Source organism: Mesocryomonas lacus (genome assembly GCF_055730135.2).
Genome location: NZ_JBUZWE020000010.1, coordinates 63556 through 85777, shown reverse-complemented (window position 1 = coordinate 85777; position 22222 = coordinate 63556). Strand labels below are relative to the sequence as shown.

General features: G+C 66.7%; 25 protein-coding genes. 13 read left to right on the top strand and 12 right to left on the bottom strand.

Features of this window, described 5'->3' with window-relative positions; translation table 11 throughout:
- Positions 1-24: 24 nt before the first annotated feature.
- Positions 25-867, top strand: a complete 843-nt coding sequence (locus ACZLZY_RS16335) for a cyclase family protein (RefSeq protein WP_472935262.1) — start codon at positions 25-27, stop codon at positions 865-867.
- A gap of 78 nt (positions 868-945) precedes the next feature.
- Positions 946-2838, top strand: a complete 1893-nt coding sequence (locus tag ACZLZY_RS16330; protein ID WP_472935261.1) for a bifunctional sugar phosphate isomerase/epimerase/4-hydroxyphenylpyruvate dioxygenase family protein — start codon at positions 946-948, stop codon at positions 2836-2838.
- Between the two features lie 21 nt (positions 2839-2859).
- Here ACZLZY_RS16330 and ACZLZY_RS16325 read toward each other — a convergent pair whose 3' ends face one another.
- Positions 2860-3567, bottom strand: a complete 708-nt coding sequence (locus tag ACZLZY_RS16325) for a TetR/AcrR family transcriptional regulator (RefSeq protein ID WP_472935260.1) — start codon at positions 3565-3567, stop codon at positions 2860-2862.
- 281 nt (positions 3568-3848) lie between these two features.
- Here ACZLZY_RS16325 and ACZLZY_RS16320 point away from each other — a divergent pair, with 281 nt between their 5' ends.
- The 5 genes from ACZLZY_RS16320 to ACZLZY_RS16300 all read left to right on the top strand — a co-directional run bounded on the left by ACZLZY_RS16320 (position 3849) and on the right by ACZLZY_RS16300 (position 8820).
- A complete protein-coding gene (locus ACZLZY_RS16320) occupies positions 3849-4415 on the top strand; it encodes a TRAP transporter small permease (RefSeq protein WP_472935259.1) in 567 nt (188 codons plus the stop codon).
- A 10-nt stretch (positions 4416-4425) separates the two neighbouring features.
- Positions 4426-5709 (top strand): TRAP transporter large permease subunit, encoded by a 1284-nt coding sequence (locus tag ACZLZY_RS16315; RefSeq protein WP_472935258.1) that lies wholly within the window; start codon positions 4426-4428, stop codon positions 5707-5709.
- 100 nt (positions 5710-5809) lie between these two features.
- Positions 5810-6826: a TRAP transporter substrate-binding protein gene (locus ACZLZY_RS16310; protein ID WP_472935257.1), complete on the top strand. Its 1017-nt coding sequence runs from the start codon at positions 5810-5812 to the stop codon at positions 6824-6826.
- Positions 6827-6893: 67 nt separating this feature from the next.
- A complete protein-coding gene (locus tag ACZLZY_RS16305) occupies positions 6894-7754 on the top strand; it encodes a shikimate dehydrogenase (protein ID WP_472935256.1) in 861 nt (286 codons plus the stop codon).
- Positions 7755-8115: 361 nt separating this feature from the next.
- Positions 8116-8820, top strand: coding sequence for a RibD family protein (locus ACZLZY_RS16300; RefSeq protein WP_472935255.1), 705 nt, complete (start codon positions 8116-8118; stop codon positions 8818-8820).
- Positions 8821-9144: 324 nt separating this feature from the next.
- On the opposite strand, the gene ACZLZY_RS16295 is transcribed toward ACZLZY_RS16300, so the two are convergent.
- The 8 genes from ACZLZY_RS16295 to ACZLZY_RS16260 all read right to left on the bottom strand — a co-directional run bounded on the left by ACZLZY_RS16295 (position 9145) and on the right by ACZLZY_RS16260 (position 15016).
- A complete protein-coding gene (locus ACZLZY_RS16295; RefSeq protein WP_472935254.1) occupies positions 9145-10383 on the bottom strand; it encodes a site-specific integrase in 1239 nt (412 codons plus the stop codon).
- 430 nt (positions 10384-10813) lie between these two features.
- Complete coding sequence (locus tag ACZLZY_RS16290) at positions 10814-11113, bottom strand: hypothetical protein (protein WP_472935253.1); 300 nt, start codon at positions 11111-11113, stop codon at positions 10814-10816.
- On the bottom strand, positions 11100-11924 hold the full coding sequence (locus ACZLZY_RS16285) for a metallophosphoesterase (protein WP_472935252.1): 825 nt from the start codon (positions 11922-11924) through the stop codon (positions 11100-11102). The genes ACZLZY_RS16290 and ACZLZY_RS16285 overlap by 14 nt, the downstream gene beginning before the upstream one ends.
- On the bottom strand, positions 11921-12286 hold the full coding sequence (locus tag ACZLZY_RS16280; RefSeq protein WP_472935251.1) for a hypothetical protein: 366 nt from the start codon (positions 12284-12286) through the stop codon (positions 11921-11923). Before ACZLZY_RS16280 ends, ACZLZY_RS16285 begins: the two co-directional genes overlap by 4 nt.
- 107 nt (positions 12287-12393) lie before the next feature.
- Positions 12394-12726, bottom strand: coding sequence for a hypothetical protein (locus ACZLZY_RS16275; RefSeq protein WP_472935250.1), 333 nt, complete (start codon positions 12724-12726; stop codon positions 12394-12396).
- An 8-nt stretch (positions 12727-12734) separates the two neighbouring features.
- Entirely contained in the window at positions 12735-13049 is a 315-nt protein-coding gene (locus tag ACZLZY_RS16270; RefSeq protein ID WP_472935249.1) for a hypothetical protein, read from the bottom strand.
- Complete coding sequence (locus ACZLZY_RS16265; protein ID WP_472935248.1) at positions 13046-13360, bottom strand: hypothetical protein; 315 nt, start codon at positions 13358-13360, stop codon at positions 13046-13048. The genes ACZLZY_RS16270 and ACZLZY_RS16265 overlap by 4 nt, the downstream gene beginning before the upstream one ends.
- A 195-nt stretch (positions 13361-13555) precedes the next feature.
- Positions 13556-15016 carry a hypothetical protein gene (locus tag ACZLZY_RS16260; protein WP_472935247.1) on the bottom strand — a complete coding sequence of 487 codons (1461 nt, stop codon included), beginning with the start codon at positions 15014-15016 and terminating at the stop codon, positions 13556-13558.
- An 842-nt stretch (positions 15017-15858) separates the two neighbouring features.
- Between ACZLZY_RS16260 and ACZLZY_RS16255 the strand changes: the two genes are divergently transcribed.
- The 4 genes from ACZLZY_RS16255 (at position 15859) to ACZLZY_RS16240 (ending at position 18004) form a co-directional block, all read left to right on the top strand.
- Positions 15859-16254, top strand: coding sequence for a hypothetical protein (locus ACZLZY_RS16255; protein ID WP_472935246.1), 396 nt, complete (start codon positions 15859-15861; stop codon positions 16252-16254).
- A gap of 53 nt (positions 16255-16307) precedes the next feature.
- Positions 16308-16679, top strand: a complete 372-nt coding sequence (locus ACZLZY_RS16250) for a hypothetical protein (protein WP_472935245.1) — start codon at positions 16308-16310, stop codon at positions 16677-16679.
- Between the two features lie 111 nt (positions 16680-16790).
- Positions 16791-17699, top strand: a complete 909-nt coding sequence (locus ACZLZY_RS16245) for a hypothetical protein (RefSeq protein WP_472935244.1) — start codon at positions 16791-16793, stop codon at positions 17697-17699.
- Positions 17699-18004 (top strand): hypothetical protein, encoded by a 306-nt coding sequence (locus tag ACZLZY_RS16240; protein WP_472935243.1) that lies wholly within the window; start codon positions 17699-17701, stop codon positions 18002-18004. Before ACZLZY_RS16245 ends, ACZLZY_RS16240 begins: the two co-directional genes overlap by 1 nt.
- On the opposite strand, the gene ACZLZY_RS16235 is transcribed toward ACZLZY_RS16240, so the two are convergent.
- The 3 genes from ACZLZY_RS16235 to ACZLZY_RS16225 form a co-directional block, all read right to left on the bottom strand.
- Positions 18001-18951, bottom strand: coding sequence for a hypothetical protein (locus tag ACZLZY_RS16235; RefSeq protein ID WP_472935242.1), 951 nt, complete (start codon positions 18949-18951; stop codon positions 18001-18003). The genes ACZLZY_RS16240 and ACZLZY_RS16235 overlap by 4 nt on opposite strands.
- 519 nt (positions 18952-19470) lie before the next feature.
- Positions 19471-19845 (bottom strand): hypothetical protein, encoded by a 375-nt coding sequence (locus tag ACZLZY_RS16230; protein WP_472935241.1) that lies wholly within the window; start codon positions 19843-19845, stop codon positions 19471-19473.
- A 71-nt stretch (positions 19846-19916) separates the two neighbouring features.
- Positions 19917-20339, bottom strand: a complete 423-nt coding sequence (locus ACZLZY_RS16225) for a hypothetical protein (protein WP_472935240.1) — start codon at positions 20337-20339, stop codon at positions 19917-19919.
- Positions 20340-20809: 470 nt separating this feature from the next.
- On the opposite strand from ACZLZY_RS16225, the gene ACZLZY_RS16220 reads away from it, so the two are divergent.
- Both ACZLZY_RS16220 and ACZLZY_RS16215 read left to right on the top strand, forming a co-directional pair.
- Entirely contained in the window at positions 20810-21808 is a 999-nt protein-coding gene (locus ACZLZY_RS16220) for a hypothetical protein (protein WP_472935239.1), read from the top strand.
- Positions 21808-22209: a hypothetical protein gene (locus ACZLZY_RS16215; RefSeq protein WP_472935238.1), complete on the top strand. Its 402-nt coding sequence runs from the start codon at positions 21808-21810 to the stop codon at positions 22207-22209. The genes ACZLZY_RS16220 and ACZLZY_RS16215 overlap by 1 nt, the downstream gene beginning before the upstream one ends.
- Positions 22210-22222: the final 13 nt, after the last annotated feature.

Below are 22222 nucleotides of genomic sequence, written 5' to 3'. Positions count from 1 at the left end.
GTCATTCTGGGAGGAAGTTGACGCATGTGCCCTCCGAACTGCCTGCATTCCATCTGCGAAACGGCGACGCGCCGCGGCCTCCTGAAGGGCGGCTTCGGCCTCGGCCTGGGACTCGCCGCCGCGGGTCTCGGCCTCAGCCCGCCGGCGCAGGCCGCCGCCCCCGCGCCCGAGTTTCGCTTCTCGAAGGTGCATGACCTCACCCACACGCTGTTCGAAGGCTTTCCGACCTTCAGCGGGGAGAAGTGGTTCACGGTCGAGAAGCCGGTGACCTGGACGAAGGACAAAGTGAACCTCCACCGCTGGACGCTGATGGAGCACACCGGCACACACATCGACGCGCCGCTGCACTTTTCGGAGAACGGCATGAGCGTCGACATGATCGAGATCGCCGACCTCGTGGTGCCGCTGGCGGTGATCGACATCCGCGCGCGGGCGGCGGAGGACGCCGACGCGGCCCTGACGCCGGACGACATCAAGGCCTGGGAAGCCGAACACGGCGAGCTTCCCGAGGGCTGCTGCGTGGCGATGAACTCCGGCTGGCACCGGCTTCTCGACCAGCCGAAGTTCACCGGCCGCGACGCCGAGGGCCGCAACCACACGCCCGGCTTCCACGCCGAGACGGCGGAATTCCTGATCACCGAGCGCCGTGTCAAGGGCATCGCCGTCGACACGCTGTCGCTCGACCGGGGCCTCGCCTCCGCCGGCGATTTTCCCGTGCACTACCAGTGGCTCGGCAGCGGGCGCTGGGGCGTCGAGGCGATTGCCGGGCTCGACGACCTGCCCGCGAAGGGCGCCATGCTGGTCGTCGCCGGCCCGAAGGTCCGGGGCGGCACGGGCGGCCCCAGCCGGGTCATCGCCCTCGTTTGAGCCAGCAGACGATCTGAAGACCGCCGGCCGGGTGCCTCTGGCGACCCGGCCGGGTCCCTCGCTGAGCGGAGCTGCGCCATGAAGACCTCGATCGCCACCGTCTCCCTCTCGGGCGACCTCGCCGACAAGCTGAGCGCCACGGCGGCGGCCGGGTTCGATGCCGTCGAGATCTTCGAAAACGATTTCCTCGCCTTCGACCTCGGGGCCCGCGACGTCGGCAAGATGGTGCGCGATGCCGGGCTCGAAATCTCGCTGTTCCAGCCATTCCGCGACTTCGAGGGCCTGCCGGAGCCGCAGCGCGCGAAAGCCTTCGACCGCGCGCGGCGCAAGTTCGAGACGATGAACGAGCTCGGCACCGACCTCATCCTGATCTGCTCCACCGTCTCGCCGCTAGCGCTTGGGGGCATCGACCGGGCCGCCGACGATCTGCGTGATCTCGGCGAGATCGCCAAGGCCGCTGGTGTGCGCATCGGCTACGAGGCGCTCGCCTGGGGCCGCTATATCAGCGACCACCGCGATGCCTGGGAGATCGTGCGGCGCGCCGACCATCCGAATGTCGGCCTGATCCTCGACAGTTTCCACACGCTCGCGCGCGGCATCGACCCCGGCTCGATCCGCTCGATCCCGAAGGACAAGATCTTCATCGTGCAGATGGCCGATGCGCCGAAGCTCGACCTCGACCTCCTCTCCTGGAGCCGGCACTACCGCAACATGCCAGGCCAGGGCGAGCTGCCGGTCGCCGACTTCATGGCCGCCGTCGAGGCGACGGGCTATGCCGGCTACTACTCGCTGGAGATCTTCAACGACCAGTTCCGCGCCGGCTCGGCCCGGCAGACGGCGGTCGATGGGCGGCGCTCGCTGTTCTTCCTGATGGACCGGCTGAAGGCGGAGGGACGCGCCTTGAACGGTCCCTCGGAGAAGGAGCCGTTTCCCCCGCCGGCGAAGACCAGCGGCGTCTCCTTCTGCGAGTTCGCCACCGACCGCGCCTCGGCGACAGGGCTTTCGGCACTTCTCACCTCGATCGGTTTCCGCCATGCCGGGCACCACCGCTCCAAGGATGTCGACCTCTTCACGCAAGGCGATCTGCGCGTCGTGGTGAACACCGAGACCGAGGGCCTCGCCCACTCGTCCTATGTCGTCCACGGCACCAATGTCTGCGCGCTGGGCTTGCGCATGGCCGACGCCCCGGCGGCGCTGAAGCGCGCCGAGGGGCTGCTTGCCGCGCCCTTCCGCCAGCCCGTTGGTCCCGGCGAGCTCGAACTTTCGACGATCCGCGGCGTCGGCGGGAGCCTTCTCTATCTCGCCGCCGAGGACGATGCGCTGGAGCGGCAGTGGGAGATCGATTTCGCGCTGGAGCCCGGCTGGAACAGCCATCGCGGCGCGGGGCTTGCCGCGGTCGACCATGTCGCGCAGACCGTGCGCTACGAGGACATGCTGTCCTGGACGCTGTTCTACCACTCGATCTTCGATCTGAAGGTCATGCCGTCGATCGAGGTGCCCGATCCCGGCGGGCTGGTGCTGAGCCAGGTGCTGGAGAATGCCGACGGGAGCCTGCGCGTCGTGCTCAACGGCTCGCAGTCGGTGCGGACGCTGTCTGCGCGCTTCGTCAGCCAGTTCGTCGGCCCCGGCGTCCAGCACATCGCCTTCCGCACCGAGGACATCCTGAAGACCGTCGAGACGCTGCGCGCCAACGGCGTCGAGCTCCTGCGCATCCCGCAGAACTACTATGACGACCTCGAGGCGAAGTTCGACCTGGCACCCGAGATGCTCAGCGCCATGCGCGGCGCCGGCATCCTCTACGACCGCGACGAGGCCGGCGAGTATTTCCAGATTTACCTGAAGGCGCTCGACGGCGGCTTCTTCATCGAGATCGTCGAGCGGCGCGGCTATCGCGGCCTCGGGGCGGCCAATGCGGCGATCCGGCTGGCCACCCAGTCCCGCTCCTCCCCCGCCGGCATTCCGACGCGGTAGCAGCCGCCCGGGCGGCGCGCGTCAGGTGGTCCGCAGCAGCGCCAGGACGGCGTCCTGCAGCAGCGCCTTCTGGCGGGCGCGGGCCGTCGGCTCGGCGAGGTCGCGCCCGAAGATCGTGCCGAACGTATGGCGGTTGGAGACACGGAAGAAGCAGAAGGACGAGATCAGCATGTGGAGGTCGATCGGATCGACCGCGCGGCTGAACGCGCCGCTTTCCTTGCCGCGGGCAAGGATCGTCTCGATGGTCGAGATGACCGAGACGTTGAGCCGGCTGAGGCTGGTTGACTGGCACATGTGCTCGGCGCGGTGGATGTTCTCGATCGTCACCAGGCGGATGAAGGCGGGGTGCGCCTCGTCATAGTCGAAGGTGAAGTCGATCAGCCGGCGCATCGCCTCGACGGGCTCGAGCTCGGCCAGCTTCAGCTCGTCCTCGACCTTGCGGATGGCCGCATAGGCGTCTTCCAGCACGGCGAGGTAGAGCCCCTCCTTCGAGCCGAAGTGATAGTAGATCATCCGCTTGGAGGTGCGGGTGCGGGCGGCGATCGCATCGACCCGGGCGCCCGACAGCCCGTTAGCGGCAAACTCCTCGCAGGCGACGCGCAGGATGTCGCTGCGGGTCTGCTCGGTGCGGTCGCGCTGGCCGATGCGGACGGCACCAGCAGCGCTCCCGCCACCGCTCTCTTCGCCGACGGGCCGCTCCGACACCCCGTCCGAACTCTCAGTTGTCATCTCGCCCCACGTCTTCCGGACCCGACTTCGACAGATATCAACAAACAGCCAGCGCCCATGATCGGCCGAACATCTTCCGGCCTACCACGAAACTCAGCATTTGACCTAACGAACCGGTTAGTACATCTTTCCTGCGGTTCGGGGCGGCAGGGTGGAAAAGCCAGCCTCGATAAAGTCATCCCTCTTGCGCGCCCGGCCCCTCCCGAGGGAAACCCCGACGCACCGGCAGGGACAAGAGAACAAGCGCGAATGCGCCGATCGGTTCGGGAGGACGTCTGGTCATGAAGCGAATCGTCGATGCCTATTTCGCCCTGCTGAAGGTCGCCATCGTGCTGCTTCTGGCCGGCATGGTCGTGCTGGTCTTCGGAAATGTCGTGCTGCGCTACGCCCTGAACAGCGGCATCACCATGTCGGAGGAACTGTCGCGGCTCGCCTTCGTCTGGCTGATCTTCCTCGGCGCGGCGCTCGCCTTGCGCGACCATGCCCATATCGGCATCGACAGCCTCATCCGGGCGCTGCCGCCCCGCGCTGCGAAGGCTTGCGTCCTCCTCGGCTACGCCCTGATGCTGGTCGCTTGCGTGCTGCTGTTCCAGGGCGGCCTCGAGCAGGCGATGCTGACCTGGACGGCCGTGACGCCGGCCGCCGGCATCTCGATGAGCTGGTTCATGATCCCGGTCGTCGTCTTCGCCGTCACCGCCTTCCTCGTCCTCGCCGTCGAGTCGCTCGCGATCCTCACCGGACGGATCGACATCACCAGCGCCGTTCTCGTGCAGGAATCCGAGGATCTTCTCGACGCCGACGCTGCCCACCCGCACCCCACGCCGGCTGCCGCCGGCCCTGGCCGCTGAGGAGTCGGGCATGGTCGTCGCGGTCTTCCTCGGCTCGCTTCTCGGCACGATGGCGCTCGGCATGCCGATCGCCTTCGCGCTCGTCCTCTCCGGCGTCGCGCTGATGATCCACATGGATCTGTTCGACGGGCAGATCGTCGCGCAGACCATCCTGCAAGGCGCCGACAGCTTTACGCTGATCGCCGTTCCCTTCTTCATGCTCGCCGGCGAGATCATGAACCAAGGCGGCCTGTCCAAGCGGATCGTCAACCTCGCCGTGGCGCTGGTTGGCCACCGCCGCGGCGGGCTTGGCTTCGTCTGTATCCTGGCGGCCTGCGTCCTCTCCAGCCTGTCGGGCTCGGCGGTCGCGGACGCCGCCGCGCTCGCGGCGCTGTTGATGCCGATGATGGTGCGGTCCGGCCATGATCCGGCGATGTCGGGCGGCCTCATCGCGTCGTCCGCGATCATCGGCCCGATCATCCCGCCTTCGATCGGCTTCATCCTCTACGGCGTCGTCGGCGGCGTCTCGATCACCAAGCTCTTCCTCGCCGGCATCGCGCCCGGCCTGATGATCGGCGCGGCGCTGTGCGTCGCCTGGCTTTTCGTCATTCGCAAGGAAAACATCGCGCTTCCCGTCCGGGCGAGCGCCGGCGAGCGGCGGCACGCGCTGGTCTCCAGCCTCTGGGCGCTGATGCTGCCCGTCATCATCATCTTCGGCCTGAAGTTCGGCGTCTTCACCCCGACCGAGGCCGGCGTCGTCGCCGCCGTCTACTCGCTCTTCGTGGCGATGGTGGTCTACCGCGAGCTGACGCCGTCGATGCTCTTCGGCGTGTTCGCCGCCGCGGCCAAGACGACGGCGGTGGTGATGTTCCTCGTCGCGGCCGCCTCGGTCTCGGCTTGGCTGATCACCGTCGCCGACCTACCGGGCGCGATGGTCGCGCTGCTCGAGCCGCTGATGAACAACCAGACGCTGCTGCTCATCGCCATCATGGTGCTGATCGTCGCCGTCGGCACCGCCATGGACATGACGCCGACCATCCTGATCCTGACGCCGGTGCTGCTGCCGGTGATCAAACAGGCCGGCATCGACCCCGTCTATTTCGGCGTCCTCTTCATCATCAACAACTCGATCGGCCTCATCACCCCGCCGGTCGGCACGGTGCTGAACGTCGTCTGCGGCGTCGGCGGCATCTCGATGGCCAAGCTGATCCGCGGCGTCTGGCCGTTCATGGTGGCGCAGCTGATCGTCCTGATGCTGCTCGTTCTGTTTCCGGCGCTCGTCATGGTACCCGCGGCCTTCTTCTCCGGCCGCTGACCGCGTCGCTTTTCGCCCGCGCTTGACCGCAAGGGCCGTCACACTGCCTTCGGGCACAACCGGGACGGAAGCAACCGTCCCCCTCGGGAGGAACCACACTATGCGCATGACCACCAAGATCGCCGCCGTTCTCGGCCTTGCCACGATCCTCGGCTCGGCCGGGATGGCCGGGGCGGAGATCCAGGAGCGGACCATCAAGTTCGCCGCGCAGAACTCCAAGGGCCACCCCCAGGTGACCGGCATGGAGCGCTTCGTCGAGCTGGTGAAGGAGAAGAGCGGCGGCAAGATCACCGTGAAGCTCTTCCCCGGCGGCACGCTCGGCGGCGACGTGCAGACGCTCGCCTCGATCCAGGGCGGCACCGTCGAGATGAGCGTGATGAACGCCGGCATCCTGTCGGGCACGGTGAAGGAGTTCGGCGTCGTCGACTTGCCCTTCCTGTTCACGACACCCGAAGAGGCCGATGCCGTGATGGACGGCAAGATCGGCACCGATCTGATGAACCGGCTGCCCGAGCACCGCCTCCTCGGCCTTGGCTTCTGGGAGCTTGGCTTTCGCCACCTCACCAACAACCGGCACCCCGTCGAGAGCGTCGACGACGTGAAGGGCCTGAAGATTCGCACGGTGCAGTCCGCCGTGCCGCTCGCCACCTTCAACGCGCTCGGCGCCAATGCCGTGCCGCTGCCCTATCCCGAGCTCTACAGCGCGCTGGAGACCGGCACGGTCGACGGCCAGGAGAACCCGCTCTCCAACATCGTCAACGCCAAGTTCACCGAGGTGCAGAAGTACCTGACCCTCACCGGCCACCAGTACAACCCGCAGATCGTCCTCGTCTCCAAGGTGTTCTGGGACAAGCTCGACCCCGAGGAGCAGGCGCTGCTGCAGGCCTCAGCCACCGAGGCCCGCGACTACCAGCGCAAGGTCTCGCGCGACGCCAATGCCGGCTTCCTCGCCGAGATCAAGAAGACCGACATGGCGGTCATCGAACTCTCGCCCGAGAAGCTCGACGCCTTCCGCAAGGCGGTCGAGCCGGTGGTTGCCGAGTTCCGCGAGACGATCGGCGCCGAGACCGTCGACGCGGTGCTCGCCCAGCTGAACACCCTCCGCGGCACCAAGTAGACCGACGTCCGCGGCGGCGGGCCTCTGCTCGCCGCCGCGATATTTTCCTTTGCGCGAAGGCCACCTCATGCTCGACACCCCCACCAAGGCAATCCGGGTCGGCCTCATCGGCAGCGGGATCCAGCTCTCGCGCTCGCCGGCGCTGCACGAGGCGGAAGGGCGCGCCACCGGCCTCGCCCTCACCTATGAGCTGATCGACCTCGATGTCCGCGGCGTCGGGCTCGCCGCCCTCCCCGCACTGCTGCGCGAGGTGGAGGAGCGCGGCTTTGCCGGCGTCAACATCACCCACCCCGCCAAGCAGGCGGTGATCGCCGAGCTCGACGCGCTCTCGCCGGAGGCCAAGGCGCTCGGCGCGGTCAACACCGTGGTGCTGCAGGATGGCCGGCGCACCGGGCACAACACCGACTGTTCCGGCTTTGCCGAAAGCTTTCGCCGCGGCTTGCCGGACGCCGATCTCGCCGATGTCGTCCAGCTGGGTGCCGGCGGCGCGGGAGCGGCGGTCGCCCGCGCCTTGCTGCAACTTGGCGCACAAACGCTGACGATCTTCGACCAGGAGATCGCGCGGGCCGAGCATCTCGCCGAAAAGCTGACGCGGCAGTTTCCGGACGCCACCGTCGGCGCAGGCACCGACCTTCGAACCGCCATGGGCGCGGCACGGGGCCTCGTGCACGCCACCCCGACCGGCACCGCCGCCCATCCCGGCCTGCCGCTCGACCCCGACTGGATCGAGCCCCGCCATTTCGTGGCGGAAATCGTCTATTTCCCGCTGGAGACCGAACTCCTGCGGCGCGCCCGTGAAAAGGGCTGCCGGACCGTCGATGGCGGCGGCATGGCCGTCTTCCAGGCCGCCGGCGCCTTCCAGCACTTCACCGGCGTCGAGCCCGACGCCGAGCGCATGCTCGCCGCCTTTGCAGCGATGGGCGACTGAGGGCGCCAACAGCTTGATTTCGGCCCGATGGAGTTCGGGCGATGGGGGCTAGCCGACAGCTGTAATATCGGCTCACGTTGGAACGCCTCGGACGAATTGTGCGGCGGGCCAGCCCCACAATGCCGACGGCACAACCGCATCCAGCGCAAGATGTTGCTTTGACGTGGCGATGCGCGAAGGCCGCGCTACCTGATGGGCTTGCACCAGATGCGCGCCGGCGATCCGAAATCGCGGTTGTCGCCGGCAAGGCTGCCGCGTTGTCGCTGGTGGGCGGGACGCGCTGGATGTCCGAAAGGCGACGCTTGAAGAAGCGAACGCTCTGGCATTCACGGCCTGCATGACGAACATTGAGGAAACCAACATGAACGACCTGCCCAAGATCATCTGCCACATGATGTCCTCCCTCGACGGCGGACTTCACCCCAGCCGCTACACGGAAAGCGCCGTCGGCGGCGTCAAGGATTGGAATGGCGCCTATGAGGCCGTCCATGACGCCCTGTCGGCCAATGCCTGGCTGGTCGGCCGGGTGACGATGGCCGAGATGGCCAAGGGTGAACCACATCCCCCGCAGAACACGCAGACCGTCGAGAGGCCCCTCCACATCGCGCCGCGCGGAAGCGGGAAGCATGCGGTCGCGATCGACCGATCGGCGAAACTTCACTTCCGCCAGGCCGAGATCAACGGCGACTCCGTGATCGTTATCCTCGGCAGCGACGTCGCCGACGCGCATCTGGCGGAACTCGCGGGCGACGGGATCTCCTACATCGTGTCCGATGGCCCGGAGATCGACCTCGAGGCGGCCCTTCGCACCTTGCGCCGGGAGTTCGGTATCGAGACCCTCCTGCTCGAGGGCGGCGGCGGCACCAACGGCGCGTTCTTCGCCGCGGGGCTGGTCGACGAGCTCAGCATCATCCTCGCCCCGGCGCTGGTCGGCCGCGTCAACGAGCAAGGCATCGTCGCTTTCGGGGACGAGGGCCTGAAGGGCAAGGTCCGGCTCTCGCTGATCGGGGCCGAGCCGCTGGCGCACGACCTGCTTCACCTGCGGTATAGCGTGAAAGCAGCCTGAGGCAGCTAAGTCCTAAAAGACGAAGGAGATACGCTTCTTCCTCGGCAGGCTGTTCCTGCGGCCGATTACGCGGTCGCAGGGGCAGTCGGTTCTAGCGAATGTCGAAGCTGGTTTGCAGTGGCCGGAGCAACAAGGCAACGACCCACGCTCGCGCCACTCAATCATCACGGCAAAACTAGAAAATCAGAATGGTCGCTAGCGTCATCTCGGGACTGACGGGACCGATGTGCTGGTCGGAGTGGCAGGATTCGAACCTGCGACCCCCTCGTCCCGAACGACAGTGGCGTGTCCTCAAAGCCCTTTGCCACAAGGGTTCCGTCCTGTTCATAGTGCCCCCAAATCACGGTTCGTTCCCGTCGTTCCTGTCGCATCCTGTCGCGGTGCCGTCACGCGGTCGCGGCGGGACACGCCCACGCGGCGCCCCGCCTTGCCGGAGCTGAAGGCCTTGCCAACGGCAACGTCCGCGTCGGGATGCTCCTTGCCGTAGACCTCGACCACAATTTCTCGGGTCATCGACATGTACGACGCGATGTCGCCGATGTCAGTGCCGGACCACATGAGCCATGTCGCACAGGTGTGCCGGAAGGTGTGCCGGACGTAGGGGTGTCCCTCGCCAAAGACAGCGTCCATCGCGTTCGACAACGCCTTCTTCGGATCCGCCGGGCGGCCCCTGAACTCCACTAGGTAGTCGCGGGGGACCCGCACCCTGGTCTTCTTGTCGATCGCGCCACGCTTCCAGCGACGCATGTGAGCCAGCAGCCGCTCCGGGATCCGGATGGACCCGGCCCGCTTGTTTGTCGGCGCGACCTCCCCGTCGGCGAGGCGGTAGTAGACGCCGCCCTCGAGATCAAGCCACGGCCGGCCGGCTTCCTTGACGTACGAGGCGTTCCAGATGCGCGCGCTGCGCGACCCGGTGTAGACCGCTGCGAGGATGTAGGCGCAGACGTGCCGGAGGTGTCGCTTGTCCGTCTCGACCCCCTTCTGCACCTCACGCGCGCGCCAGCAGTACCAGAGCAAGTCGGCGATCTGGTCGCGGCTGAAGTAGTGCAGCCTGCTTCCGTGCTTCTCCGGCAGGACGACCAGCACCTGATCCCGTAGGAGGCCGTCCCGGGCGTAGAGATTGACCGCCGAACGCAGGTCCTCCAGTTCGCGGCGCGCGGCCGACTGCGAGCCCCGGCTTTTCGTGTAGGCCTTGCACGAGAACCCGGTGATCTGGCTGAGGGGCTTGTGGCCCCACCAGGTCAGGAGACGCGTCATGCGCCCGACGAACTCTACGGGACGCTTCACGTCGCCCCCGGCGTCGTCCGCGTAGTAGCGCAGGACGTCGGAGATCAGGATGTCGGACGCGCCGAGGTTCGGCTCCGGCTCGGTGGCGGCGTGCTCGCGCGCGAGGTAGTCAGCGAGCGCTCTTTGAGCGCCAGCAAGGTCGCCAGCGCCGCAGCCTGTGCGGTGCTTGCGAGTTCCGTGCCGGACGATCCAGGTCGCGGCATGGGTGACCCGGCCCTGCGCGTCGCGGCGCTCGGGTTCGAGCCAGAGGCGGGCGGGCTTGGCTGCTCTCGGCATCGTTCTCTCCACGCGCGGATCGCCGTCCGCGTGACATACAGGTTCTTGCCCGTGCGCTCGGACACCAGCTCGCCGCGGGAGATCGCCCCCCGCAACATTTTCACGCTCCAGATCATGGAGGGTTCGAACAGGGACCCACCAAGTTCCGGCAGGCAGACCGCCAAGTAAAGCGGCATCGGCGCATCCGGGTGCGGATCGCCGACGGGTGTAAAATCGATTTCGCCGACGACGAGTTGGTAAATTCCTTCGCTCATTCCCAATCGTGCCTTCGTACCAGTCGCGGTGTCAATGAATTTTTGAGATAGTTAAACTTGCGGATTTCCCGACGTTGCAAAATGCGCGGTCTATATTGTTGACAAGAACCTACTTCTCCTCGCTCCGTTTGGTACGCTGTACCAATGAGGACTTGGAAACGGACCTGCGACCCCGTTCAGTGCTTGGCCTTGCTGTGCGCCTCGACCATCGCGATCGCCTCGGCGACGCTCATGCCTGGCTCCTGCCGGATCTCCTCTACGGCGGCGCGTACGCGCTGGGCGACGTCGCCGACGAGGAGCCAGCCGTCCGGTCGCCTTGGCTCACATCGGCGTGCGCGCGCCGCCTCGATCGCGCGCCGGGACGCCTCGCGCGCTGCGGCCAGTTTCGCCCTTAATCGCGCGCGGACCTCCTCCGTGCAGTCCATCCTGTCGATGGTCTCGTCGAGTGTCCGAGGCTTCCGGTCATCCGTTCCCATGGGAGTCTCCTTGTGGCCGTGACTCGATCTCGATGACGAGGCGAGGATCCCAGCCCGAGTACTCGTGGCGGTAGCCGGCCGGGTTGCAGACGACGCGGGTGTCGCCGACGAGGTGGTCGCACGCCGTGTGGACATGCCCGTGCACCCAGAGGTCCGGTCGGCCCGCCTCGATCGTCGCCGTCAGGTCTGACGCGAAAGCCGGGTTGAGGACGCTCTTGCGATACTGCGGAGCGACGCTTCCCGGATGCGGCGCATGATGCGTCACAACGACGGTCGCGCCATCGAACGGCTTCGCCAGCTCCGCCTCGATGTACGCACGCGATCGCTGATGCACCCGACGGGCGTCCGACGGCATCCACGATCGCGCTGCCCCGTCGCCGCCGACAAGGACGCGGCGATGGTCGTTGATCAGTCGCCCGGCCACCTCCATCGCGTTCGCGATCTCGATGTCCGCGCCCTTCGGCTTCATGCTTCCGGCATAGAGCGCGTAGTCCGTCCAGAGCGTTGCGCCGACGAAGCGCACGCCGTCGATCACGACGGTGTCGTCGTCGAGGAAGTGGATGCCGGGCACCGGGTCCGCCTTCGCCAAAGCGCGCGCGCGGACGAACTCGTCGCCGTAGAACTCATGATTCCCGGCGACGAAGACGACAGGCATGCGGCGACCGACGCGGGTTCCGAGGAGCCGCAGGGATCCGAGGAGCGGCTGAGAGAGGTCGCCCGCGCAGACGCAGACATCGGCATCGGGGATGTCGAGATCGACGTCGTCCTCGTGATGGCCGAGGTGGAGGTCGGAGATGATCCAGATCTTCATGGCTTCGACTCCGCATGCTCGTCACAGCGCACCGAGTACCATCCGCTGCCGCGCATGCGTCCCGGGGCGGAGCAGATCTCGCAGGTCTCTCGGCTCCGCTCGGTCGCCGCGTCGATGAGGTCTTCGACGTCGGTCTCGCCGTGGGCGTAGATCCTCGCGGTTCCGAACTTCTCTTTGATGTCGCTGATGCGGAAGCTTGTGTCGTCCGCCGGCACCGCCGCTTCGATCCCCGCGAGCAAGTCGAGCACGATACCGGACCAGCCGTCGCCGACGGCGGCATACATCGGGCGACCGCCGAAGAGGCGGCTGAAACGGGCGTTCATGGTTTCCTGCCAGTCGGCAGGGGGAGTCTCGTCGGGCATGTTACTCGTTCTGTCGCAGGGGGTGTATCCACCCCAGCCGACGGCCGAGGTGCGTTAAACGGGCTTCTGGGAGGGGCCTCTCGTGGCCTCGGGCCGTATGAGGGCGGTCACTGCACCACCCCCGTCGACGTCGCGTGCACGTCGTCCGGCACGCCCATCGCGAGCCATCCGCGGAGCGTCAGTACAGCGGACATGTCGGGCATGTGGGCGTACACGGTGCCGACGTCGGCGCTGATCTGCCCACGCTCGCCCTCGCGCCGCCACGTGCCGCGGAGCGACGGCACGCACTCCGATGCCCACCGCCAACCGTGAAACACGGGCGCCGTCGCGAGACGTTCGACGGCGGGGCGACGGAGGATGGCGAGCTCGCGCAGCGCGGCGCCGAGCGCCTCGTGCCGGCGGGCCTGTTCGAGGAGGTCGGCCCGTTGGGCCTGCGTCATCGGCCACATCAGCGGAGCTCGCATGTCGGGATGATCTCGAGCTTCGGGCCAAGGCGATACCAGCCGCCTGCGGTGCGCATGACGCGGGCCTCGAAGGACACGGCGACCAAGGGTGCCGTGTGGACCCACGTGCCGCCGACCTCGCCTTCGATTGCGTCCAAGGTGGCCGAGGCCCGGCACCAGCCATCGAGCTGCGGCGCATCCGGAAGCGACGGCCAGCCGTTCGTCAGGATATCACGCAGATCAGCAGCGATGGACTCGTGACCGCGGAGGGTGCGCTCGATCTCATTGCGCTCGACGTCGGAAAGGGGGCGGCGGCTCATCGGGAATCCTTTGGGGTCAGGGGCAGGCACCATGGGTCTTCGAGGCGGATGTACGAGCCGTCCGGGCGGCGTGCCCAGTAGCCGGCACTGTCGAACGCGTCGACGTGGCACGACACAGGGTGCCCAAGATCGTCGATGCCGAGAAGGCGCGGCACGCGGTCGACGATCGAGATGGACCAGCGACGGAGGACCGGGAGGTCTGCGTCGACGGCGGGAGCCGGGCCACCGTCCTCGGCGTTGCGCAGCGTTGTGCGATCAGCGAGGAGACGGACGTCGATGGGACGGGGCGCGCGGAGCGAGCGGGGCGGCATGTGGATCTCCAAGATACGCATCACCGCATGATCGCGGCGGCCAGACTGACGGGGCGGTCAGCGACGTATCGAGAAGGTGTCCATTATGGGGGTGGCTCCGGGGTGAGGCCTAGAGGTAGCCGGCGCGAGGCGCGCCGTCGATACCCCTGCCGGGTGTGTGGCGCCGGCAGGGTTAACGGGATGTGATCGCATCGGTCAGAACGGGATCTCCGCGTCGTCGACATCATCGGCCGCCGAGAGGTCGATGTCCTCGGGGAGCAGCTCGTCATCTTCGAGGTACGGGACATCCGACCCCTGCTCCTCGTCGACCTCCCAGGCGAGCCAGTTCGCCCCGGGGGCGTCGGCGACCGGGCGCGGCTGGCGCTCGAGCACCTTGAGTTCGCCCTTGGCCAGTCCGTCCGAGATATGCGCGTCCCGCCAGTTCGTGCTGAGCGCGCCACCCCAGCGATGATACGGGGATAGGGTCTCGCCCTGGAGCCATCGAATGAAGGCCTTCTCTAGCGAAGTATCCTCGATGGCCCGCAGCAGGGCCTCGCCGTAGAGGTGCCACATCTCCGGCGGCCGGCCGAGCGGCGGCTGGCGCCCGAGCCGGGCTTCGTCCAGCGCGTATCGCCAAGCTAGGTTGGCACCCGCCGGGTCGAGCCGCCGCGCGCGATCCTCCGGATTAGACTTGTGGCCTTTGGACGTCGGCCAGCAGAGCGTACACGCCCTGCCGATGAGCCTAGGCGACGGCATCAGGTGCGGCGGATGGACGACGTCGTGCGCGACCGCCGAGCGGTAGGTGTACTGCTTCAGCGGCATCGTGCGCGTCTCGTCCATGCGCCTGTCACCCTTCGGGTAAACGCGGAACTGGATGTCGAAAACCCGCTTGCCGCGAGCCTTCGATCGAGTCAGCTCATGCTCGATCTCGATGCGCCGCACGTGCTTCGCGATGTCCTCGAAAGCCGGAGTCAGACACCGCTGAGCGAACGAGCCCCAGTGGAATGGCTTCGCATTCCAGCCCAAGGCCTCGGCAAGCTTCTCGGGCGACGTCGACCAGCCGCCCCGGCTCGCGTGCGACGTCGCGAGACCGTAGAGGCGACCTGCGTATTTGGAGCTGAACTTTGGGAAAGCGGACAACTCTTCGTATGCGTACAGACGGGCGTACCGCAGGACGGTCACGAGGATGGTGGGGAACTCCCACAGGATGAAGTTGCGACCCCGCCTCGCGCCAAGGCCCTCGCGGGCGTGGACGTTGATCATCGCGACCTCGCCCGCCTCGCGGAAGAGGTGGTTGCGGTAGGCGAAGGCGACGCGGGTCTGCGACAGACGGGCGACCGAGCGCTTGAGGTCCGTCCATCGGGTCGTGCCGAGGAACTGGTGCGCGGTCTCGGCCGCGATCATGTACCTCCTTTTCTCGAACCCCTGCTCGCGGGCGATGGTGAGGAGTAACTTGTAGAGGGCGTTGTCCGCAGCCGTCAGGGTGTCTTCGCCGACGACGCGCATGCGTTCGAGGACGATGCGTGGCATCGGGGACGTCGGGTCCTGCCGAGCCATCTCGGCCGGGTCCGAGAGCGCCTTCTTCAGGTCATCGGCCCGAACGCCGGGATACCACTTGCGACCCCCGTCTGCGGCCAGCTCCGTGTCGATGGCCCTGAAGCCCCAATCTCTCGCCATGATCGTTCCTGTAGCGCCTTGCCCCACTTGCTACAGCGTGACCGCCGGCGTAGCGTCGCGCAATCCTGTAGCAGATGCTCCGCGGAGGATGCGCTACAGGATGTCGAGTTGGCAAAGCCTTGTTTCGCAGGGGCTAGGAACCTGGAATGTGCCAAAACCTTCAGCGGCATACTAAAAGATTCTCTGGCTCGCGCCCTTGGGAGTCCCGACTCTGGCTTTGCGGAGTCCCGACCTCCGTCCGTCGTCAGCCCCATGCGCCGTCCCGATGGCCCTGCGGAGCAAATGTTACGTTATCGAGGCGCGGTTTCTCGGACTCTCTCCAGAGTCCGTCGAGATCCGTCCACAGATTGGTTCAGCGGCATACTAAAAGAATCTGGCTCGCGCCTTTGGGAATCCGCCTCGCGCATGGGGAGTCATCGGCTAGCGCCCTTTGGATCCAAACCTGTTTGCCGACTCCCAGCGCCCTTGGCCTCGATTCCAGCCGTGGCCCTTCGGGCTGATCTTGCCGGAGGCTGGGGAGAACCGTACCGCCTGTCCCGTCCCACGCCGCGCCAGCTCCGCACGGACGTCTCTTGATGCCGTCCTGATCGATATCCGACCTGACCGTCGACCACGCGCCGCAGCGCGATGATACTCCCCCGGGCTCCGCCCAAGGATAACCCTGGCCCGTGGCCCGAACGGGATCCCGTCAGTCCGTTCGCCGACCTGCCTGCGTCGTAGCCTCCCACTGGGTCTGAAGCCCGTTTGGGGCCCACTTCAATATCATGTCGGACATGTCCGGCAGCATATTGCATTCCGCTCGCCGGCGGATCACGCTTGGTGTCCAGAAGGAGGAGACCAGCATGCCCGACACCCAGGCCCAGACCGCTGCCCTTGCTGCCCTCTACAAGGTCCTGGCTGCCAACAAGGCATCGGGGCCGAAGGTCGTACGCGACCTGTCGCCCGAGGACCGGACCGCGTACGACCGGGAATCCAAGAGGCGGCAGAGGGAACGCGCAAAGGCGGCACGGGAGGCCGGCCGGCCCGAGGCCAGCGACGCTGCCATTCGCGAAGCCTTGGCTGACGCCGCGATCCTGCTTCTTGCGGTCGGAGGCCCGGGCGCGGATGCCATCCAGTCAGCCGTGCACCTTGCCTTCCCAGGGCGGTACGCCGTCGCCAGCACCGTTCGCGCTCGGTGCCGTGCCGGGACGCTGCGTCCGCGTGTTCTCACCGCAGAACGGCTGGCGACGAAAGGCTGATCGTCCCTTGCGTCGCCGAAGGGCAACCTCACGAGGTGAGCGAGGGGGGCGATATGGCGACGACGACGAGACATGCAGAGGAGCAGCGGCGGTACCGAGCCCGCCTTCGCGAACGCGCGAGGGCCAAACCAGACGGGTCGGCGGCTCCGCGCGGCGCGCCCGAGACCCGCGCCGTCGTACAATCTCTGGCAACGGCCGTGCGTAAGCTTGCGGCAGCCGCGAAAAGGTCTCCGGATGCGCCGGCGGCCGCCGTCTACCAGACGCTCATGCAGGTCGCCCACAAGTCGCTTGTGAAGCAGGGATACGACGCCGGGGAGGCATCCGCACGTCTGGTGCACTACACGCTCTCGGACGAAGCGAAGGCCCGTCGACAGCGCGCGGCGACCGAGGAGCGATACTGGTCCGCGGGAAGAGTCCCAGAGTAGGTGCCCGGCCATTACTCGATCCATGCGGTGACCCCATCCTCTGCTCACCGCATGGATGGAATCTTGCGTCGCCGGCAGGCCTCCTTGGTCGAACAACCCGGGGGCATCAGCATGACCGATAAGACCGACCGCCAGCTACAGGCTTCCGCAGACCGCGCCAAGCAGACCCGCCTCGACGCCGACCTCGCCGAGGCGTTGCGCCGGGGCGGCGTCATTCTCGTCGACGGCGTTCGGCCCGGCTTCGCCGCTCGCCATGCGACATCGACAATCCACATTACGCTGTTCGACGACTTCGAGAGCTCCGTCGCGTTCGAGACCGAGGCGGTGATGTCGCTCGCCGAGATGATCGACGCGGGCATCCAGAAGGGTATCCAGGCGACACGTGGCGACGAGGGCCTGCGCGAGGGCGCATCGTTCAGCGCCGTAGCGCCCAGCGCCTGCAAGACAGCCGCCGAAGTGATCGCGGCGAACGACCGGACCTTCTTCCAGTCCGACCGTCACTGGAAGGCCGAAACGATCACCATCCCGAACGCGGAGTACGCCGACCTCATCGAGGCCAAGCGCCGCGCGGAGACGAGCCTCGCCGCATGCTGCGCCGCCCTTCAGTCAGCCCCCGAGGTCGGTGCCGTCACGCTGCCCGACGGCTCGGTCGCCCAGATCCGGGCCGGGTCCTACAAGGCACTCGAGGCCATATGGACCGCCCTCGGAAACTACCCGTTCGAACGCCCCGTGTCGGCGAGCTTCGACGAGCCCGTCGGCGGCGAGATAGACCTCGAGGACTTCGGCGCGGCGACGACCGTGGGGGTGTCCGACGGCCTTCGGGATGACGGCGGCTCGGTAGAGCTGGAGCTCGACATCGACGCCCTCGTCTCCAAGGCTGCGGAAGCCGCGGACGTCGGCGTCACGACCTTCGACGTCCGCTACGGCACCGCCTCTCTCAGCGTCAGGGGGACGGCGCAGGATGTGCAGCGCCTCGTCCAGATCGCCTACGGCGGCCTCGACTATGGTCAGGTGAGCTGATGCCCGCGCCCGATCTCGCCAAGGGCATGGCGGCGTGGGAGGCCCTGTTCGGCTTCCCGTACACCACCCGCCAAGTCTCCCACGACGAGGCCCGCGATGTCGCGCGCCGCCTCATCAACGGATCCTTCCGGCGCGCCGGCGAGCGGCTCGACTACGGTCGTGGTCCGAGGTTCTCGATCCCGACGCGTCCGGACCACGACGACGACTGCCTCATCACGGCGTACATCGAGCAACAGCGCGAAGCGGCCCTTGTCGCCGCGCACGAGTCCGAGGTGCTGAGGCAGTCGCTGAGCCAGCCTCGCTAGGCGGTGCTCGCCGCAGTCGCGGCTGCATCGAGGGCGACGCCGTTCGCCCTATAGAACTCGACCAACGTCGAGGCGGCTGAGAGTGCATCCCTGACCTGAACGGCCTGCGGCTCGAAGTCTGCTTCGACATCGAGACCATGTACGATGAGGCGTACAACGGCCGATGCGGAGGTCTGGTGAACGGTCATCCCGGCGCCTAGCAGAAGCACCACAGCCGGATGCAGCAGCGCTGCCGAGGTGTTGCCGAAGTTGAGGTCGATGAAGCCCCTGTCACCCTTGAAGGCGATGTGGACCCCGTTGGGACGACCAGCCATGAAACGCGGCCTGAGCGTGATCCAGGAGCTGCCCTTGGTCACCTTCGGCTTCTTCATCTCCAATGCAGGATAATCCCGAACGGCGAAATTGTAGACAGCCTCCCAGAAGGCGTTCGTCCCAACGTGCTCCTCCCTTTTCCAGGAGTTCAGCCGCCTCGTTCCCGCCGTCTCGAGAAACGTCGCACGATAGAGCGACCGCACATCGCCTTGAGCGCGCAGCAGGCTAGCAAGGCTCTCGAGCGAGATGAGACGGTCGAAGCCCGCAAGATCGATTCGGTTCTCGATGTAGTACCTCGGCGCGCAGAGGATCACCTCGTAGTCGACGTAATCGCCGGCCGCGACGTCCCGCTCCGCTCGGGCCCGGTATCGAGCTGCCTGGTCCGGCTGGAGGTTCGCGTCGACCTTGTCCTCTACCAGCAGTGCGAAGCGGCTCCCGTCATCTCCTTGGTAGACAACGATCAGATCGGACTCCCCGAGGTTGTTGCTCTTCGAAACCCAGAAGTCGGACACTGTTCCCACTTTATTAGCAAAGCGCGTCATGGCCTTCAGCCCGTCGGCGAACGCTGGGTTCACCGCGACTTCCTCAGCAAGGAGTAGATCGACGTCCCGCTCGTACTTTCGCTCGACTGTCATAGCTTTCCCGTTCGATTGCGGCCCAAACCTACGATGACGTTCGGATGCGGAAAAGCCTGACTAGCGTCTTGCACCGACCGACGGCGTGCTGACCGGGACCCACCACGACGGCGACCCGCACATGGCAGCACCTCGCAGTGAAACCTTTCTTCGGCGTCGTGAACGGTGTGAAGGGATACTGGCGTCGACCGAAGCGCCCTCGCGCGACAGCGCCCCGGAAGCGAGGGGTCACGCAAGCGCCGCCGTCCGGCAAGCCCACGTTGCTTCTCGCCGTCGCCTAAGAGGCGAACTACGACAACCCGCTTTTCAAATACAACGAGACCATCGCGCAGGCGTACCGACAGTTCGGCTCGAAGGAGACCTTCGATCGCGAACTCCAGAAAGAGATCCAGCGCCTCATGGACAAGTCGTCGAGCGGGCCCACGCCGCGCTCGCCAGCGGCCGCACCTGCTGGCGGGAACGCGGGATACCGCCGACCAAGCTGGCTTGGCGGCGGGCGCGTCAATCCCTGACGGGCGGTCAGGCGGTCAGCATCTCGAACTTCTGGCCGGCAACGCGCCATGTCACGGTCTCGAAATCGGAGAACGACGCCCAGAAAGCCTTCGCCCACGACACCGGATCAGCAAGGAAGGATTCGTAAGCGTCCTTGCCGGCCCCAAACAGGATGTGGTCCGAGCGGACGGTCCCGCAGGCGCCGGCGCTGCAGAAGTACGCCTCAACGAGGCCGGGCTTCGCCGTGAGCTGGACGCCCCAGCCGTCCGGGGCGTCGGGGGCGTTCAGAAGGAAGAGGACGCACACCCCTTCCTCGAGCGAGAAGCCCTGACAGATGTAACCGTCGACGGCGTCCATGAGGCTGGCCTCGAGCGCTTCGTCGTCCATTTTCGACATCAACATGCCTTGGTCTCCTATCGTCGCCGGGACCGCCGGCACGGGCGCGGAGCCGAGGCCCCGCGCTACGCGTGCTGTTAGGCTGCCCGTTTGCGGCTGAGCCATCCGGTCGCGCCGAGCGGTACGCTGAACTGCGCGACGACGACCTCCTCTCCGGAAATTTCGTTTTTGCCCGCCGGGCTCTGCTGATAGGCCAAGGCGACATCGAGCGCCTTGTCGATCCCGTCGCGCATCGCGTCGACGAACTTCCGCCGGGCGTCGATCCGCTTGATCGCGTGCGTCAGGGCGGCGCGCGGCGACCTCTTCACGTCGTCGTGGGTCCCGTTGAGGCGGATGTTCCAGCCCGAGGCCCCGGCAAACCGCCTGCTCTCGATGTCGATCTCGATCTCGATCGTGGACTCCTGGTACTCGATTACGAAGCGCGATGAGGTGTGGCTCACGATGGTCGCCCCCGCTGCGGCGGCGGCGCCTTCGATCGCTGTGTAGGCCTTGTCTCGCATGTCTTCTCTCCTGTCCCTGCTGGACCCGGCGACCCGCCCCGTGGCGAGTCCGCATGTACAAGCTGAGGTGAGCGGCTTCGGATGACAAGCAAAATCCGTTAACGAAGGCCGATAATGATTAACACGGAATCCATAAACAGTTCCTTCAAATGGAAGGCAGGTTCGGTTTATCCCATACCAACAATTACTATACACCTCTGCATTTCGCACGCACGTACGAAATGCCGAATCTTGGCGATTAAAACGGGTCCGTGATGACGATCTACTTCAGTTGACCTGCGCGCCGCCTGCGACCAGCATCGTGCTCGTGTCCATTCGAGCACAGGGAAAACGTCACCATGGTCATCAGGACACAGAGAACTCAGACAACCCGTACACGCCTCCGTGCGGTCACGGCACCACCCGCCTTAGCGTTGCCGAGGCGCCCGACCGTCCCCACCAGGCTGCGCCGCGACACGCCGTCCGAGACCTTGGCAAGGTCGCTCGTCGCCGCCGTGTCAGGCGCAGGGGGCAAGATCCGGCGTCGCTCTCTCGAGGGTCTGCGCGCCGCCCGCGAGATCCTCGGGCATGGATCCGTCGAGCTGCGCGACGTCGGTCGCTTGATCGCCGACCATTCGGCGACGCTCGACCTCGGGCATCTGCGGGACGGGTACGTCGATGACACCCACCTGTGGAACGACGCCAAGGACGCGTTCTACAAGGCGACCTCCGCACCTGTGACACCCACATCGCCCGAGCGTCTCGGCCGGAACCTCGCGGTGATCGAATGCCTGCTGGCGGCTACGAAGACAGAGCGCGACGCGGCGCTCCTGGTCGGCGGCGCTCCGGTGGTGTGGGAGCCCACGCAGGAAGTCGAGGGCTGCGACCCCGACCCTGAGAAGCTCGACCTGTCGACCCCAGAGTTCGTTGCCCTCTTGCAGGCGCCGATTTTCCTGCGATCGGTCCGTGTCGACGTCGACGGCAGCATCGACGACGTGCACCACGCCGTCATGGATGGCGTCGACATGCTGAAGGCTCCCGCGCCTCTTGGCACTTCCTGCGGGGATGTCTGGATGCATCAGGCGACCCCTCACGATCGCTTGGCCGCGCGGCATTCGATGGAGGCATCAACCAAGCTCGGACAAGGCTTTTGGCGGACTCAGCTCCGCCGCCCCCTTTCCGAGATGTCTGCCCCGTTCACGGTTGAGAGCATCCTAGCTGAGGCCGTGGAAGCGCAGCGCCGCAACCTGCTGGCGGTTCGTGTGGGGCCTGCGACGTACGTGCATATGGATCTGGCACGCGACCTCGTCGAAGTTGCAAAGGTCGCATGCTCGTCCGACAACGAGTCCAAGCGTGACCGCGCCAAAAAGGCGGTGCGCTTCCTTCTCCAGCGCATGCGCGATGCCGACTCCTACAGGAGCACGGCGTGGGTCGATGCCGATGCCGGCTTCGACGGGAACGACACGGCCCTCGCCGAGAAGGCGACCTGATGCGGCACCTGTCCTACAGCACACGGGGCGACCCGAGCTCGTACTTCGGCAGCGTCCGGATGGCCGTTCGGCCCGCCCTACTCTCGCTCGGCGTCGAGCTGACCAAGGAGGAGGCGAACCCGGTTGTCGCCGCATTCCTTGAAGGGCTTGAACGCCAGAAACTGGTCGTGCTGCCGCACAAGCCATCGCGCGCAATGGTCGAGGCTTCAATGACTGCGCTCCACCAAGTCGCGCGGCCGTCAGTCGGATGGGTCGACACCCCGACCAAGCACTCGTGGCGTCTGTTCTGCGCGCTCGGCGCCGCGCCGGACTGGCGCGAGGGCAAGCGCGCGGACGCCGAGGGCCGGGCGGCGGACCGCGAGAGGTCGGCACGGCAGCGCGCGGAAGCTGCGGCGGCCTAGCCTCCCAGGAGGG